At 66.9% G+C, this 14,563-nt stretch carries 12 protein-coding genes and 1 riboswitch; of the genes, 5 read left to right on the forward strand and 7 right to left on the reverse strand.

Going from position 1 to position 14,563, the window contains the following annotated elements; translation table 11 throughout:
• Positions 1–87: 87 nt before the first annotated feature.
• From purH to ACQR0W_RS26400, 3 genes are all read right to left on the reverse strand, one after another.
• Positions 88–1,680, reverse strand: coding sequence for a bifunctional phosphoribosylaminoimidazolecarboxamide formyltransferase/IMP cyclohydrolase (gene purH / locus ACQR0W_RS26390; protein WP_315825747.1), 1,593 nt, complete (start codon positions 1,678–1,680; stop codon positions 88–90).
• A 23-nt stretch (positions 1,681–1,703) separates the two neighbouring features.
• Positions 1,704–1,784, reverse strand: a riboswitch (ZMP/ZTP riboswitch).
• Between the two features lie 173 nt (positions 1,785–1,957).
• Positions 1,958–3,673, reverse strand: a complete 1,716-nt coding sequence (locus ACQR0W_RS26395) for a heparinase II/III family protein (RefSeq protein WP_315825829.1) — start codon at positions 3,671–3,673, stop codon at positions 1,958–1,960.
• Positions 3,674–3,915: 242 nt separating this feature from the next.
• A complete protein-coding gene (locus ACQR0W_RS26400; protein ID WP_316169960.1) occupies positions 3,916–5,268 on the reverse strand; it encodes an RsmB/NOP family class I SAM-dependent RNA methyltransferase in 1,353 nt (450 codons plus the stop codon).
• A 255-nt stretch (positions 5,269–5,523) separates the two neighbouring features.
• Here ACQR0W_RS26400 and ACQR0W_RS26405 point away from each other — a divergent pair, with 255 nt between their 5' ends.
• Positions 5,524–5,718, forward strand: coding sequence for a DUF1674 domain-containing protein (locus ACQR0W_RS26405; RefSeq protein WP_315825830.1), 195 nt, complete (start codon positions 5,524–5,526; stop codon positions 5,716–5,718).
• Positions 5,719–5,802: 84 nt separating this feature from the next.
• Here the strand turns inward: ACQR0W_RS26405 and ACQR0W_RS26410 are convergent, their stop codons facing one another.
• Positions 5,803–6,297: a L,D-transpeptidase gene (locus ACQR0W_RS26410; RefSeq protein WP_409998633.1), complete on the reverse strand. Its 495-nt coding sequence runs from the start codon at positions 6,295–6,297 to the stop codon at positions 5,803–5,805.
• 227 nt (positions 6,298–6,524) lie between these two features.
• The gene (gene acs / locus ACQR0W_RS26415) at positions 6,525–8,477 is read right to left on the reverse strand and encodes an acetate--CoA ligase (protein WP_315750594.1); all 1,953 of its coding nucleotides are present in this window, start codon (positions 8,475–8,477) and stop codon (positions 6,525–6,527) included.
• Positions 8,478–8,855: 378 nt separating this feature from the next.
• On the opposite strand from acs, the gene ACQR0W_RS26420 reads away from it, so the two are divergent.
• Positions 8,856–10,043, forward strand: coding sequence for a DNA topoisomerase IB (locus tag ACQR0W_RS26420; protein ID WP_315750595.1), 1,188 nt, complete (start codon positions 8,856–8,858; stop codon positions 10,041–10,043).
• A gap of 12 nt (positions 10,044–10,055) precedes the next feature.
• Here ACQR0W_RS26420 and ACQR0W_RS26425 read toward each other — a convergent pair whose 3' ends face one another.
• The gene (locus ACQR0W_RS26425; protein ID WP_316167795.1) at positions 10,056–10,424 is read right to left on the reverse strand and encodes a hypothetical protein; all 369 of its coding nucleotides are present in this window, start codon (positions 10,422–10,424) and stop codon (positions 10,056–10,058) included.
• 482 nt (positions 10,425–10,906) lie between these two features.
• Between ACQR0W_RS26425 and ACQR0W_RS26430 the strand changes: the two genes are divergently transcribed.
• The 3 genes from ACQR0W_RS26430 to ACQR0W_RS26440 all read left to right on the forward strand — a co-directional run bounded on the left by ACQR0W_RS26430 (position 10,907) and on the right by ACQR0W_RS26440 (position 13,131).
• A complete protein-coding gene (locus tag ACQR0W_RS26430) occupies positions 10,907–11,461 on the forward strand; it encodes a fasciclin domain-containing protein (RefSeq protein ID WP_315715875.1) in 555 nt (184 codons plus the stop codon).
• 219 nt (positions 11,462–11,680) lie between these two features.
• Positions 11,681–12,334 carry a cytochrome b/b6 domain-containing protein gene (locus tag ACQR0W_RS26435; RefSeq protein ID WP_316169959.1) on the forward strand — a complete coding sequence of 218 codons (654 nt, stop codon included), beginning with the start codon at positions 11,681–11,683 and terminating at the stop codon, positions 12,332–12,334.
• Between the two features lie 14 nt (positions 12,335–12,348).
• Positions 12,349–13,131: a molybdopterin-dependent oxidoreductase gene (locus ACQR0W_RS26440; RefSeq protein ID WP_316169958.1), complete on the forward strand. Its 783-nt coding sequence runs from the start codon at positions 12,349–12,351 to the stop codon at positions 13,129–13,131.
• A gap of 164 nt (positions 13,132–13,295) precedes the next feature.
• Here the strand turns inward: ACQR0W_RS26440 and ACQR0W_RS26445 are convergent, their stop codons facing one another.
• Complete coding sequence (locus tag ACQR0W_RS26445) at positions 13,296–14,492, reverse strand: YbfB/YjiJ family MFS transporter (RefSeq protein WP_316169957.1); 1,197 nt, start codon at positions 14,490–14,492, stop codon at positions 13,296–13,298.
• Positions 14,493–14,563 lie beyond the last annotated feature (71 nt).

Raw genomic sequence — 14,563 nt, forward strand, 5'->3', positions numbered from 1 at the left:
GGAATCCATACTCACGATCGTGGTTATGGATTCCGGGCCTGCGCCTTGCGGCGCATCCCGGAATGACGGCGGAGATTGTGGGCGCAATCAGTGCCGGAAGTGCCGCACGCCGGTCAGCACCATGGCGATGCCGTGCTCGTCGGCCGCCTTGATGACCTCGTCGTCCTTCACGGAGCCGCCGGGCTGAATGACCGCGGTGGCGCCGGCCTCGATGCAGGCGAGCATGCCGTCGGCGAACGGAAAGAACGCGTCGGAGGCGACCACCGATCCCTTGGTCAGCGGCTCGGCGAGCTTGAGCGCGCTGGCCGCATCCAGCGCCTTGCGCGCGGCGATGCGCGCCGAATCGACCCGGCTCATCTGTCCCGCGCCGATGCCGACTGTCGCCGACTCCTTGGCGTAGACGATGGTGTTCGACTTGACATGCTTGGCGACGCGGAAGGCGAAGCGCAGGTCGCGCAGCTCGGCTTCGGTGGGGGCGCGCTTGGTCACCACCTTCAGCTCCATGTCATCGACGACAGCATTGTCGCGGCTCTGCACCAGCAGGCCGCCGGCCACGGTCTTGGCGGTGAGGCCGGCTTCGCGCGGATCGGGCAGGGCGCCGGCGAGCAGCAGCCGCAGCTTCTTGCGCGCTGCGATCACCGCGATCGCCTCCTCGGTCGCGTCGGGCGCGATGATCACCTCGGTGAAGATGCCGGTGATCGCGTGCGCCGTGGCGGCATCGAGCTTGCGGTTCATCGCGATGATCCCGCCGAACGCCGAGGTCGAGTCACAGGCCAGCGCCTTCTGGTAGGCGGTGACGAGATCGGGCCCTTCGGCGACACCGCAGGGATTGGCGTGCTTGACGATGACACAGGCGGCGGTGCGCGCCGGGTCGAACTCGGCGATGCACTCATAGGCCGCGTCGGTGTCGTTGATGTTGTTGTAGGACAGCTCCTTGCCTTGCAGCTGGCGCGCGGTGGCGACGCCGGGACGGCGGCCGGGCAGCGCGTAGAACGCGGCGTGCTGGTGCGGGTTCTCGCCATAGCGCAGCGACTGGATCAGCTTGCCACCGAAGGCGCGGTAATCGGGCGCGTCGTTCTGGATGGTGGCGGCGAACCAGTTGGAGATCGCGGCATCATAGGCGGCGGTGCGCGCATAGGCCTTGGCGGCAAGCCGGCGGCGCAGCAGCAGCGTGGTCGAACCCTCATGCCGCGCCAGGTCGTCCAGCACGGCGTGATAGTCGTTGACGTCGACGACGACGGCGACGTCCTCGTGGTTCTTCGACGCCGCGCGGATCATCGCCGGGCCGCCGATGTCGATGTTCTCGATGCAGTCGTTGAACGGGGCGCCGCGTTCGACCGTGGCCTCGAACGGGTAGAGATTGACGACGAGCAGATCGATCGGCGCGATGCCGTGGGTCTTCATCGCCTCGGCATGCTCATCATTGCCGCGGATCGCGAGCAGTCCGCCATGCACCTTCGGATGCAGCGTCTTGACGCGGCCGTCCATCATCTCGGGAAAGCCGGTGAGGTCGGAGACGTCCTTCACCTTGAGGCCGGCATCGGCAATCGCCTTGGCGGTGCCGCCGGTCGAGACCAGCTCGATGCCGCGCGCGGCGAGCGAGCGGGCGAAGTCGACCAGGCCGGTCTTGTCGGATACGGAAAGCAGGGCACGGTGAACGCGACGAAGCTGATTGGTCATGGGCAGAGTCCTTGTGCAGGAGTTCAAAATGCCCAGGCGCACGGCGTCAAATCCCGCGCTCCCCGATGGTGCTCCATCCAAAGTCGCCAGTCGCGCGAGAGCGGGCCTCATATCAGCTTTTGCCGCCCGCGACAACGGGTGGGCGATCGAACGATCACCTTGGCCGCACGTCTCACGATGAGCCGCCCGAACGTCGGCCGCGTTCCGAGGGCCCGCCGAAGGCGGACGTCTCGACGGACGGTGATGTGAGATGATCTGAGAAGCGAGAGCCAGGGTGTTACAGCGGCAGCTCAGGCTCTCTCCGCCCGTTGCGGCGCCCGTTGGTCTCGGTCGGGGACGTCGACGAGCGGACGAAGCTCCAGCGGATCGACGGGGCCTGCTGCGCGTCCTGCCGGATCACCAGTTGCGTGGTGCGGCGCGGACCGTCATTGCCGGCGAGAAACACGCTGTCCTCGAGGTCGACGCGATCGTCGAACGTCTCGAACGTCCAGACCTCGCGATTGGGCAGCACCAGCATGGCGCCGCGGCCGTCGCTGAGCCGGCTGGCCTTGACGGCCGGGTGCAGGTGGAAGCGCAGCGCGTAGTCCGATCCGCCGCCGCGAAGCCGCGCGCCCTGCGCCGGCGTCACGGTGTCCTCGCCGTCGAGCCGCGAGCCGTCCTCGGCCGCCACCAGCACGCGACGATGGATCAGGCCGAATTTCGCCGCGTAGCCGTTGTGCGAGGTCGACAGCACGGTGCCGTCGGGCACGATCTCGCGGAAGTTCTCGACCCGCGTCGGACCCGATACGATCGGCGCGCCGTGCAGCAGGCGCTTCATCGCCGACATCTCGACGAAGGTGCAGGACGAGGTGTTGTGGTAGGTCAGCGTCGAATGCGCCACCGTGCTGCGCGCGAAGGCGCGCCAATTATCGCGACCGGTCGACGGCATGCCGCAATTGATCACGATGCGGCACGGTCCGGAGGACATCTCGAAGGCGAGGCAGCCGGCATGGGCCTCATGGCTCAGATGCGGTGGCGGCGGCGGACCGGTATCGACGATCACCGTCATCGGTCCGGCATCGAGCCGCTGGAAACCGGAATGCGGCATGCTCGCCATCGGCGTGCCGTGGGTGTCGTCGTAGGCGAGCAGGGTCGCCAGCAGGTCGGACGGGGTGCCGCCCATGCCATTGAACAGCGCCATGTTGCCGTCGCCGTGGCGGAAGAAGCGCAGCATCGGCATCATGCGGTCGATGGCGTTGAGCAGCGCCGGCGGCGGGGCGATGTTGCGGGCCGCAAACGTCTGCCGCAGCGGCAGCAGGTCGATCAGCAATTCGATCAGCGCGCCCGGGTTGCGCGAGACGTGGCCGCCATCGGGCAGGATCTGCCGCTGCAATTCGTCGGAGAGTTTCCGGGTCGCGCTGCGGATGTGCTTGGCCTGGTTGGCGAGGCACAGCGCGGCGTAACACAGTGCGATCAGCACCTGCAGCCGCGGCGCGCCATCCGGGATGTCGATCGTCGAATAGCGCAGATAGCGGATCTCGCGGGTCAGCCCGCGCAGATAGCGGCGGTAGAACTTGCCGTCGGAATCGGCCAGCACCAGCGGCGCCTGCGACAGCAGCGAGATCACCCGCCGCGCCAGCACGTCGGCGCGCCGGCTCAGCGGATGGCGGCCGATCTGGTTGGTGATCCAGTCGTCGACCAGAGCACGGGCATTGGCGCGGGTCAGCGCGGTGTCGGCTGCGCGCAGATGTCGCAGCCAGCCGAAGCCGAGCAGGGCCACCTCCCAGTCCTCGGACGGCGGCTCCAGGTCGAAGATCGAGCGGCCATGGCAGGTCACGATCTTGCCGGCGAAGACGAAGCGGCCGGCGTAGATCTCGGCCGCCCGCGTCGCGTCCGACGTGCGCAGGTCATGCGGCGCAATGATGAGTCGGTCGGCGCGACCGGGCCACAACCCGGACACGGATACCGATACACCGCTGACGTTGGACATCAGGCTGCGCGCAAAGCGGCCCATCACCAGCGTCGATATGCGTCTGCGTTGAGCGGCGGACACGCCAAGCCTTGGATTCAGAGGGGGATTCGGTTGCGCATCCTTCATAGATCGCAACTGCCGCCGATACACCATTTTTGGCCCCGGTGCAGCACCATCGCGGGACCAGAATCTGGTGCAAAATCAGGATTTAACGGACTAACGCAACGCCGACGCCCTTAAAGCCCGGCCGACGCAGGGCCGGCGCACGGCGCACGATGACACGCTCACGGCCGCCGCTCCAGTCTCGCCGCATAAAAACCATCGAGACCGCCGAGCCGGGGGTCCTGGTGCGGCAAATGGCAGGGCAGCGTGCGCAAGTCGCCGGCCGGGGTGACCAGCTCTGCCAGTCCCGCCACCTCGCCGGCGGTGACGGGGACGCGGCGCAGCTCGGTGGTTTGGGCCAGCACGCGCTCGACCACCTGCTCGCCCTCCTCGGGCTCCAGCGAACAGGTGCAGTAGACCAGGGTTCCGCCCGGCTTGATCAGGCTGCCCGCCCTGGTCAACAGCCGCGCCTGCAAGCCCGACAACGCGGCGATGTCGGCCTCGCTGCGCAACCAGCCGACGTCGGGATGACGCCGAATCGTGCCGGTCGAGGTGCAGGGCGCATCGAGCAGCAGGCCGTCGAAGCCGCCGCTGTCGGCGGGCTGCCATTCGGCGGCGTCGGCCACGACCGTCTCGGCGGTCAGCTGCAGCCGGGTCATGTTGTCCTTCAGCCGGTTCATCCGGGCCGGCGACCGGTCGACCGCGGTGACGCGGGCGCCGGCATGGGCGAGCTGAGCCGTCTTGCCGCCTGGCGCCGCGCAGAGGTCGGCGACGGCCTTGCCGCTGATGTCGCCGAGCAGGCGCGCAGGCAAGGCGGCGGCGGCGTCCTGCACCCACCATTGTCCCTCGGCGAAGCCCGGCAGCACCGTCACCGAACCATGCAGCACGGTGCGCACGGTGCCGGTCGACAGCACCTCGCCATGCAGCCGCGACGCCCATTGCGCCGGGTCCGACTTCACCGTGAGGTCGAGCGACGGCTCCTGGCCGAGCGCCGCGGCGATGTCCCTGGCGGTCGCTTCGCCATAATGATCGATCCAGCGCTTGAGCAGCCAGGGCGCGATGTCGAGCGGCTGACCGGCGGCATCGTCGAGCAGGGTTGCGCCCTCGCGCGCGCAGCGCCGCAGCACCGCGTTGACGAGCCCGGCATATTTCGCTGCGCGGCGGTCGGCCTGCACCAGGCGGACGGAGAGGTCGACGGCAGCGTGGTCAGGAACGTCCATCCAGAGGATCTGGGCGGCGCCGATCAGCAGCGCGCTCTGCGCCCGCGGCGCGTCGGTCGGCACGCCGCGATCCAGCAGCCGCGACAGCACGTGACCGAGCGTTCCAAGCCGCCGCAAGGTGGTGGCGACCAGCCGGCGCATCAGCGCGCGGTCGCGGTCGGCCAGATGCTTCAGTCCGGGATGTGCGCCGGTCCCGTCGAGCTGATCGTCGAGGGTGCGATGCTTGTGCAGCACGCCGTCGACCACGTCGGCGGCGATGCGCCGTGCCGCCAGGCCTGGGACTTCGGAAGGGGTCGCAAAACGCGGCGGAGGCATGCCTGGGAATTACTCGCGAAAGAAGAAAGGCAGTTCCGCGACCATCGGGTGCATGCCATCAGCTTGCGGGTCCTCTGTCACCGGAATATGCCAAATGTAAGAATCGGCTCTGCTTTTATTAGCCCTGTTTTTTCATGGGTGGGCACACGATCTGATGAGGTCGGGAACGAACCGGTTCAATGGTGGAATGGTACGATGAGCAACGAGCCCGAGAATGAGCCCAGGAGTGAGCCGAAGGGCAAGGCCGCTTTGGCCGTGGTCGCCAGCAATGAGTCGCCGCGCAAGCCGCTGACGCCGGCCGCGCAGCGCGCGCTGGCCGAGGCTGAGGAACGCCGCCGACTGGCAGCACAACAGACGAAGCCGATGCCGACGGAGTTGCAGGGGCCGAAAGGGCCGGAGCCGACCCGTTACGGCGACTGGGAGAAAAAGGGAATCATCTCGGACTTCTGACGGGATGTCCGCGCTCGGCTTTCGTTGTTCGGCGCCGGGCTTGCCGGTCCCGCGTTCGCCGCACTCCCGTATCGCAACGGTGACTCAGCGCGTGACCACCACCGTCGTGCCGATCGACACGCGCTCGTAGAGGTCGGTGATATCCGGGTTGAGCATGCGGATGCAGCCATACGAGACATAGCCGCCCACCGAATTCGGCACGTTGGTGCCGTGGATCGCATATTCGCCGCCGGCGAGCGTCAAGGCGGCAACGCCCATCGGATTGCGCGGCGAGCCGCCGGGAATGACGTCCGGCAGCTCCGGCTTGTCGCGCTTGACGTCGGCGGGCGGAGCCCAGGCCGGATTCTTGTACTTGCCGTCGATCTTGGTGGTGCCGGCCCATTGCCGGCCGGCCTTGCCGACGCCGACCGTGTAGCGCAAGGCGTGGCTGCCATCGAGCACGAGATAGAGTTTCCGCTCGCCGGTCCTCACGACGATCGTGCCCGGCGAAAAGTCGCCGGCGACGGCCACCAACTCGGGACGAGCCGACGCAGAGCCGGCCGTCGTGACCATGGTTCCGATCACCGACGCGGCCAGCATCGCCGCCTTCATTGTCAGCCTGACCGCTCCAGTCCGCATGGTCACCCCTCAGCCGGTTCCGCGGCGCCTGCTCCCCGGCCGGGAGCACGCAGATCGCATGAGGAAAGGAAAACTCCGTCTGCGAGTAAATGACCTGAAAACAACACTCCCGCGGAATCAGCCGCGGGAGTGCGATGAGACTTGACGATTGCGGCGAACGCGCTTCGCGCCCGCGGGGCACGGCGTGCTTACGCCTGCTTCTCCTTGCGGTTCTGCCGGTGCTGGACGAGATCATCGACCACGCCGGGATCGGCAAGGGTCGAGGTGTCGCCCAGCGCGCCCGGCTCGTCCTCGGCGATCTTGCGCAGGATGCGGCGCATGATCTTGCCGGAGCGGGTCTTGGGCAGGCCGGGGGCGAACTGGATCTGGTCGGGCGAGGCGATCGGGCCGATCTCCTTGCGCACCCAGGCAACGAGCTCCTTGCGCAGCTCCTCGGTCGGCTGCTCGCCGGCCATCAGGGTGACATAGGCGTAGATGCCCTGGCCCTTGATGTCGTGGGGATAGCCGACCACGGCGGCTTCCGACACCTTGGGATGGGCAACCAGCGCGCTTTCCACCTCGGCCGTTCCCATGCGGTGGCCGGAGACGTTGATGACGTCGTCGACGCGGCCGGTGATCCAGTAATAGCCGTCGGCGTCGCGGCGACAGCCGTCGCCGGTGAAGTACTTGCCCTTGTAGGTCGAGAAGTAGGTCATCTCGAACCGGGCATGGTCGCCATACACCGTGCGCATCTGGCCCGGCCAGGACCGGGTGAGGCAGAGATTGCCCTCGGTCGCGCCTTCCAGCGTCTTGCCGTCGGCATCGACGATCTCGGGCACGACGCCGAAGAACGGCCGCGTCGCGGAGCCCGGCTTCAGTCTGGTCGCGCCCGGCAGCGGCGTGATCAGGATGCCGCCGGTCTCGGTCTGCCACCAGGTGTCGACGATCGGGCAGCGGTCGTCGCCGACGACGCGGTGATACCACTCCCAGGCTTCCGGATTGATCGGCTCGCCGACCGAGCCGAGCAGGCGCAGAGACGCGCGCGAGGTCTTCTTCACCGGCGCGTCGCCGCCCTGCATCAGCGCGCGGATCGCGGTCGGCGCGGTGTAGAAGATGTTGACCTTGTGCTTGTCGATGACGTTCCAGAACCGCGAATTGTCCGGATAGTTCGGCACGCCTTCGAACATCAGCGTGACGGCGCCATTGGCCAGCGGCCCATAGAGGATGTAGCTGTGACCGGTGACCCAGCCGACGTCGGCGGTGCACCAGTAGACGTCGCCCTCGTGATAGTCGAACACGTATTGATGCGTCATCGCGGCGTAGACGAGATAGCCGCCGGTGGTGTGCAGCACGCCCTTGGGCTGGCCGGTCGAGCCTGAGGTGTAGAGGATGAACAGCGGATCCTCCGCATTCATCGGCTCGCACGGGCATTCGGTGGTCACCATCTCGGCGGCCTCGTGGTACCAGAGGTCGCGGCTCGGATTCATCTCGATCTTGCCGCCGGTGCGCTTGACCACGACGACCCAGTCGACATTGCCGACCTTGTTCAGCGCTGCGTCGACATTGGCCTTGAGCGGCACCTTGCGGCCGCCGCGCAGGCCCTCGTCGGCGGTGATGATGATCTTGGAATCGCAGTCCTTGATGCGCTGGGCGAGCGAGTCCGGCGAGAAGCCGGCGAACACCACCGAGTGGATGGCGCCGATGCGGGCGCAGGCCAGCATCGCATAGGCGGCCTCCGGGATCATCGGCAGATAGATGGTGACGCGGTCGCCCTTCTTGACGTTGCGGTTGCGCAGGATGTTGGCCATCCTGCACACCTCGTCGTGCAGCTCGCGATAGGTGATGTGCTTCGACTGCGAGGGGTCGTCGCCTTCCCAGATGATCGCGGTCTGGTCGCCGCGGGTGGCGAGATGGCGGTCGATGCAGTTATAGGCGGCGTTGAGGACGCCGTCCTCGAACCATTTGATCGAGATGTTGCCGGGTGCGTAGGAGACGTTCTCGATTCTCGTCGGCGCCTTGACCCAATCGACGCGCCTGGCCTGCTCGGCCCAGAAGCCGTTGGGGTCCTTGATCGAGCGCGCGTACATCTCCTGGTACTTCGCGTCGTCGACAAAGGCGCGTTTCGCCCACTCGGCCGGAACATCGTAGATCTTCTCGGACATTTCACACCCTCCACATGCGGCCTGCCGTCGATCCCGCGCAGGCCATCGTTGTTCCCACTATGCGTCCGCGTAACCGGCGGCGACAAGGCAAGACAAGTAGGACCTTCGGCGGGGAGGCGGTCTGAGCAGGATCAAAGAATTGTGCGCGGAGGTTGCGTGCGCCGGCCGCGCCTCGGAGATCGCTACAGTCTGCAGCATCAAGGTTACCCGGAATCGGGGCGGGTACCGGTATTTTGAAACCGCTTTGCCCAAAATTAGGGACTCGCTATCCGGCCCGTCACGCCCTAAATCGCCTTGAAGCTGTGGATAACCCGGCCGGAACCAAACCGGACTCCGGGGCATTGAGCGGATGAAAACGACGGCAGGGCGTCTAAAGCAATGATGGACCAGCAGAATTTCGAGAGCCCGCGGGTCGGCCCGGCCGATCCCGAGGTCGCGCTCGCGAAAGCGCTGGGCCAGTGGCCGCCCAAGCCGCCGCGCCGCAAGCTGAGCTTGAAGGATCTGGCCCACGCCAAGACCGCCGACGCGCAAGGCAATGCCAAGACCTCGGTCGAGGAGCTCGCCAAGCGCATCGGGCTGAAGCTCGGCGACCAGACCGCGCTGACCATCCGCCGCATCAGGCGGGGCAAGAGCTATACCTTCATCCGCGCCAACGGCACCCCGATCCGCCACGCCGGCACCATCCGCCGCCTGCATGCGATGGCGGTGCCGCCGGCCTATCGCGAGGTGCGCTACGCCCCCGATCCGAACCTGCATCTGCAGGCGGTTGGCGTCGATGCCGCCGGCCGGCTGCAATACCGCTATCACGCCGACTGGGAGAAGGTGCGCGAGCATCGCAAGGCGCATCGCCTCGCCAAGCTGGTCGGCGCGCTGCCGCGCATCCGTCGCGCGGTGTCGAAACATCTCGCCGGCGACCAGCCGACGCGCGAGTTCGCGCTCGCTGCTGTCATCGAGCTGATCGCGCGCACGGCCATTCGCCCCGGCAACGAGTCCTATGCCCGGCTGAACGGCACGCGCGGCGCCACCACACTGTTGAAGTCGAACGTCACGCTCGAGGATGACTCCCTGGTGCTGACCTTCAAGGCCAAGGGCGGCAAGGCCGTGCGCAAGGAATGCGACGCCGCCAAGCTGGTGCGGGCCGTCGGCATTTTGCGCGGCGTGCCCGGCCGTCGCATGTTCCAATACCGCGACGCCCAGGGCGTGGTGCGCGCGGTCTCGACCACACAGGTCAACGCCTTCCTGCGCGAGATCGCCGGCATCAAGATCTCGCTGAAGGATTTCCGCACGCTGATGGCCTCCGCCGTGGCGCTGGAGACCTTGTCGCGGATCACGCCGGCGGCGAGCGCGCGCGGCCGCAAGAAGCAGATCCTGGAAGCGATCCGCGCCGCCGCCGACGAGCTCACCAACACGCCGGCGATCTGCCGCAAGAGCTACGTGCACGACACCATCGTCACGGCGTTCGAGGACGGCATCCTCGAACGCTTCGCCGCCACCATGAAGGGCCAGCGCTCGCAGACGCGGCGCGAGCAATTGCTGGCGCAGGTGGTGACGGCGGTCTCGGCCTGACGCCGCAATTCATCAAGCCTGGCAGCGCGGCCCGATCTTGGCCGACGCAAGGAAGCGGGCGATCGGATCGAGCTGCCGGCACGGCGCCGCCGCGCTCTTCACCGGCGCGGCCTCGCGCTTGGCCGGCCGCAGCACGGTCGACTTGCTGGCCGGCTTGGCGCGGCGGGCAGCCGACGCACCACGTCCCTCCGCGCGCACGGCCCGCGAGAGCAGCGGCAGCCGTGCGCCTTCGTTGAGATCGAGCGGCGGTGTTTCGAAACTGCGATCGGACTCGTTCAACGTATCAACGCCGGGAATGGGCTCGCGGATCAGCGACGACGTCGCTTCGCCCGCGATGTCGCCGGGCGATACCGCGGCAAGCACCATCTTCGTTGCAAGCAAGCAGCAGATTATCACGAGGCAGAACCCCGCAATCCAGATCGTTCTGTTCACTGTAGGAAACCCCCGCCGATCGCGCCGGACAGTGCGGGACATCCCCTTCCCGCAGCCGGCGCCGTGCCGACCAATCAACCTTAAGAAAGTCTTACTCGCAATGTTTTCGGCAGGTTCGGCCGGGCTCGGCTCGCATTGTAGTTAATGGCGACGATGATCGGTCATCGGCGTCGGCCAATGACCGACAGAGAGCTGATCAGTTCGCAGCAGGCTGCGACATTGCGGCGCGGATCTCGTTCAATGAGTCGGCGAGACGATCTCGATCGCCGCAGGTTTCACGGATCACGTTAAATTATGCGCCGAAACTCGCTTCCGAACGCGGCGTAGCTCGGCCTGACACGACGCAAGAGCGCATCCGCTCAAGATCAGCATCGGTGTCGCAGTCGAACTCATCACGCGGCTCTGCCGCCGCCTTTCATAGGGAGCTACCCATGTCCAAGCGCATTGCCTTTCTCGCTGCCGCCGCCTTCAGCGCGCTGTCGCTGACCTCGACCTTTGTCGCGCCCGCCAGCGCCGAGGAGAAGACCGTGATGGTCGGAGGCGCGGCGATGTATCCGTCCAAGAACATCGTGCAGAACGCGGTCAACTCGAAGGATCATACGACGCTGGTCGCCGCGGTGAAGGCCGCCGGCCTCGTGCCGACGCTGGAAGGCAAGGGACCGTTCACGGTGTTCGCGCCGACCAATACCGCGTTCGGCAAGCTGCCGGCCGGCACCGTCGACAGCCTCGTCAAGCCGGAGAACAAGGCGACGCTGACCAAGATCCTCACCTATCACGTCGTGCCCGGCAAGCTCGAGGCGTCCGACCTGAAGGACGGCCAGATGCTGAAGACGGTCGAGGGCGAGCAGCTCACCGTCAAGCGCGAGGGCAAGAACGTCATGATCGTCGACGCCAAGGGCGGCACCTCGATGGTGACGATCCCGAACGTCAACCAGTCGAACGGCGTCATCCACGTGGTCGACACCGTGCTGATGCCGGCGTCCTGAGGCCCGGCCCGACACCGGACACATCCGTTTCTTCCTCCTCCTCCTCGCGGATGTGACCAGGAGCGAGCCGGGCCACCCCCCGGCTCGCTTTTTTGTGAACGCGATAGTTTCTGCGTATCGTTTTGATCGGCGCCGCGGTGTAACGGAGCCCGCCGAGCCGGCGTATAATTGGCGTGACGAATGCAAGCGACGTAAGTGCAAGCGACGGAGCCGACCGCCATGACGAGCGCCACCACCAGCGCCCCTTCGACCCTCGCGGCGACCGGGGGACCTGTAACCGGAGTCGCGACCAAGGTCGTTCAGCCGGCCTGGGTGCGCGTCATGCATTGGATCAACGCCGTCGCGATGATCATGATGATCATGTCGGGCTGGCAGATCTACAATGCCTCGCCGCTGTTCGACTTCCGCTTCGACCGCAGCTTCACGCTCGGCGGCTGGCTCGGCGGCGCGCTGCTGTGGCACTTCGCGGCAATGTGGCTGCTGATGCTGAACGGCCTTGCCTATCTCGTCACCGGTCTCGCCACCGGCCGGTTCCGCCGCAAGCTGCTGCCGATCTCGCCGGCGTCCGTCATCGCCGACCTCAAGGCCGCGCTGACCTTCAAGCTCGCCCATGACGACCTCACCGTCTACAACGCGGTGCAGAAGCTGCTCTATCTCGGCATCATCTGCGTCGGCATCGTCGTCGTGCTCACGGGCCTGTCGATGTGGAAGCCGGTGCAGCTGCACTGGCTGGTGAGCCTGTTCGGCGACTATCCGGCGGCGCGCTACGTCCATTTCGTCTGCATGGCGCTGATCTGCGCCTTCCTGGTGATCCACATCCTGCTCGCGCTGCTGGTGCCGAAGAGCCTGCGCGCGATGATCATCGGCCGCTGAGAGGAGAGACAACCATGGCGAAACGTCCGTTCCTCACTCCCGGCGTCGACAAGCGGCTCCTGATCAAGGACTCGCTGAAGGTGATGCCCGATCTCACGCGGCGCCGCTTCATCACCGGCGGCGCCAGCCTCGGCGCGCTGACCTTGCTCGCCGGTTGCGACGTCGTCGACGGCGACACCGCCGAGGAGCTGCTCAAGAAGGTCTCGAAGTTCAACGACGCGGTGCAGGCCTGGATGTTCAATCCGGATGCGCTGGCGCCGACCTTCCCGGAGAGCGCGATCACCAAGCCGTTCCCGTTCAATGCCTACTACACGCTCGACGAGGCGCCGGAGATCGACGCCGCCGACTGGAAGCTCGAGGTGCGCGGCCTCGTCGACAACAAGAAGTCGTGGACGCTGGATGAGCTGCAGGCGCTGCCCCAGGTGACGCAGATCACGCGCCACATCTGCGTCGAGGGCTGGAGCGCGATCGGCTCCTGGACCGGCACGCCGCTGCGCGACTTCCTCAAGCTGATCGGCGCGGACACGCGTGCGAAATATGTCTGGTTCAACTGCGCCGACAAGGACGGCTACAACTCGCCTTTGGACATGCGCACCGCGCTGCATCCGCAGACCCAGATGACCTTCAAGTTCGCCGACCAGATCCTGCCGCGCGCCTACGGCTACCCGATGAAGATCCGCGTGCCCACCAAGCTCGGCTTCAAGAACCCCAAATACGTCGTCGCGATGGAAGTCACCAACGACTACAAGGGCGGCTACTGGGAGGACCAGGGGTACAATTCGTTCAGCGGGAGTTGATCTCCCGCCAATCGAGCCCGGATGGCGGCCGCAATCTCCGCTGTCGTCCCTGCGAACGCAGGGACCCATAACCACCGGCCGTGATGAGGCAGGCAACTACCAGCCGGATCCCTCGATAGCGTCCGCGGTAGGGGTCCCTGCGTTCGCAGGGACGACACCGTCGATCAGGCCCGATCGGCGGCTTTCAACTTCCTCTGCAGCGCCGCCATTGCCGCGCCCAACAGCAACAGCGCCGCCGACACATTCAACGCATAGGTCAGGCTCCCCATCGCATCGGTGATCGCGCCGACGGCGAACGGACCCAACGTCTGGCCGACGCCGAACGAGATGGTCAGCGCCGCGATCGCGCGCGGCCAAGCGGCTTGCGGCAGGTTGAAGCGTACGAAGGCCGTCGTTGCGGTCGTCACCGTCGAGAACGCGATGCCGAACACTGCGGCCGACAAGGTCAGCATGACGGGCGAATGGCTGAGCGAGGGCAGGGCGGCGCCGATCGCGTTGATGGTGAGGATGAGGGCGGTGGGCCAGCCGCCGCGATCGAGCGCCAGCACGCGCCGCCACACCCAGGGCGTGGTGAAGCCGGCGAGGCCAATGAGGCACCAGAAGCCGGATTGCGCCGCGGCGCCGCCGCCGAGGTCGCGGACATAGGCGATCATGAAGGTGAGATAGGCGATGTAGCCCGCGCCGTAGAGGAAGTAGCCGAACAGATAGATCGCCATCGGCCGCAGCGAGACGCGGTCCGCGCGCGTCTCCGGCATGGCGGCGTTCGCTGGAAGCCGCATCAGCAGCAGCGGCACGATCAGCATTGCGCCGGCGCCTGCGAGCACCGCCCACACGATCCACCATGAGCCGGGCCCGAACGCCTGCAGCACGAACGGCGCGATCAGGCCTGAGATGACGATGCCGAGCGGCGGCCCGGCATAGAACAGGCTCAGCACGAAGCTCGCCTGCGCCGGCCGCGCCAAGGCGACCCGCGCCGCCACCGCGCCGCCGGCCACCAGCGCCACGCCGGCGCCGATGCCGGTCACGAGCCGCGCCAGGCTGAGCGCAATGAAATCGCCCGTCATGGCGCAGACGACGAGAGAGACCAAAGCCGCCAGCGTGCCGCCGCGCACCGCGGTCAGCCCGCCGAACCGCCGGGCCGTCTGCGCGGCGATCAACGCCCCGATCAGATAGCCGGCGGCATTGACCGTGTTCATGAAGCCGGCCGCCGAATACGACCAGTGCAGCGTGTCGCGCATGTCCGGCAGCACCAGCGCATAGGCGAAGCGGCCGATGCCGAGACCGATGATGGGACCGAGCGACAGCGTGAGGTTGGTCAGCGCCGGGTGGGCCGGCGGCGGATCGGAACGGGAGATCGGCAAGACATGCTCCGGCGTGGCGCATATCCGGCAAATCATGCTGCTCGGCCGCCAGTTTCGAGCACAGTACAGCC

The organism is Bradyrhizobium sp. HKCCYLRH1034 (genome assembly GCF_051168375.1).
Taxonomy (GTDB): Bacteria; Pseudomonadota; Alphaproteobacteria; order Rhizobiales; family Xanthobacteraceae; genus Bradyrhizobium.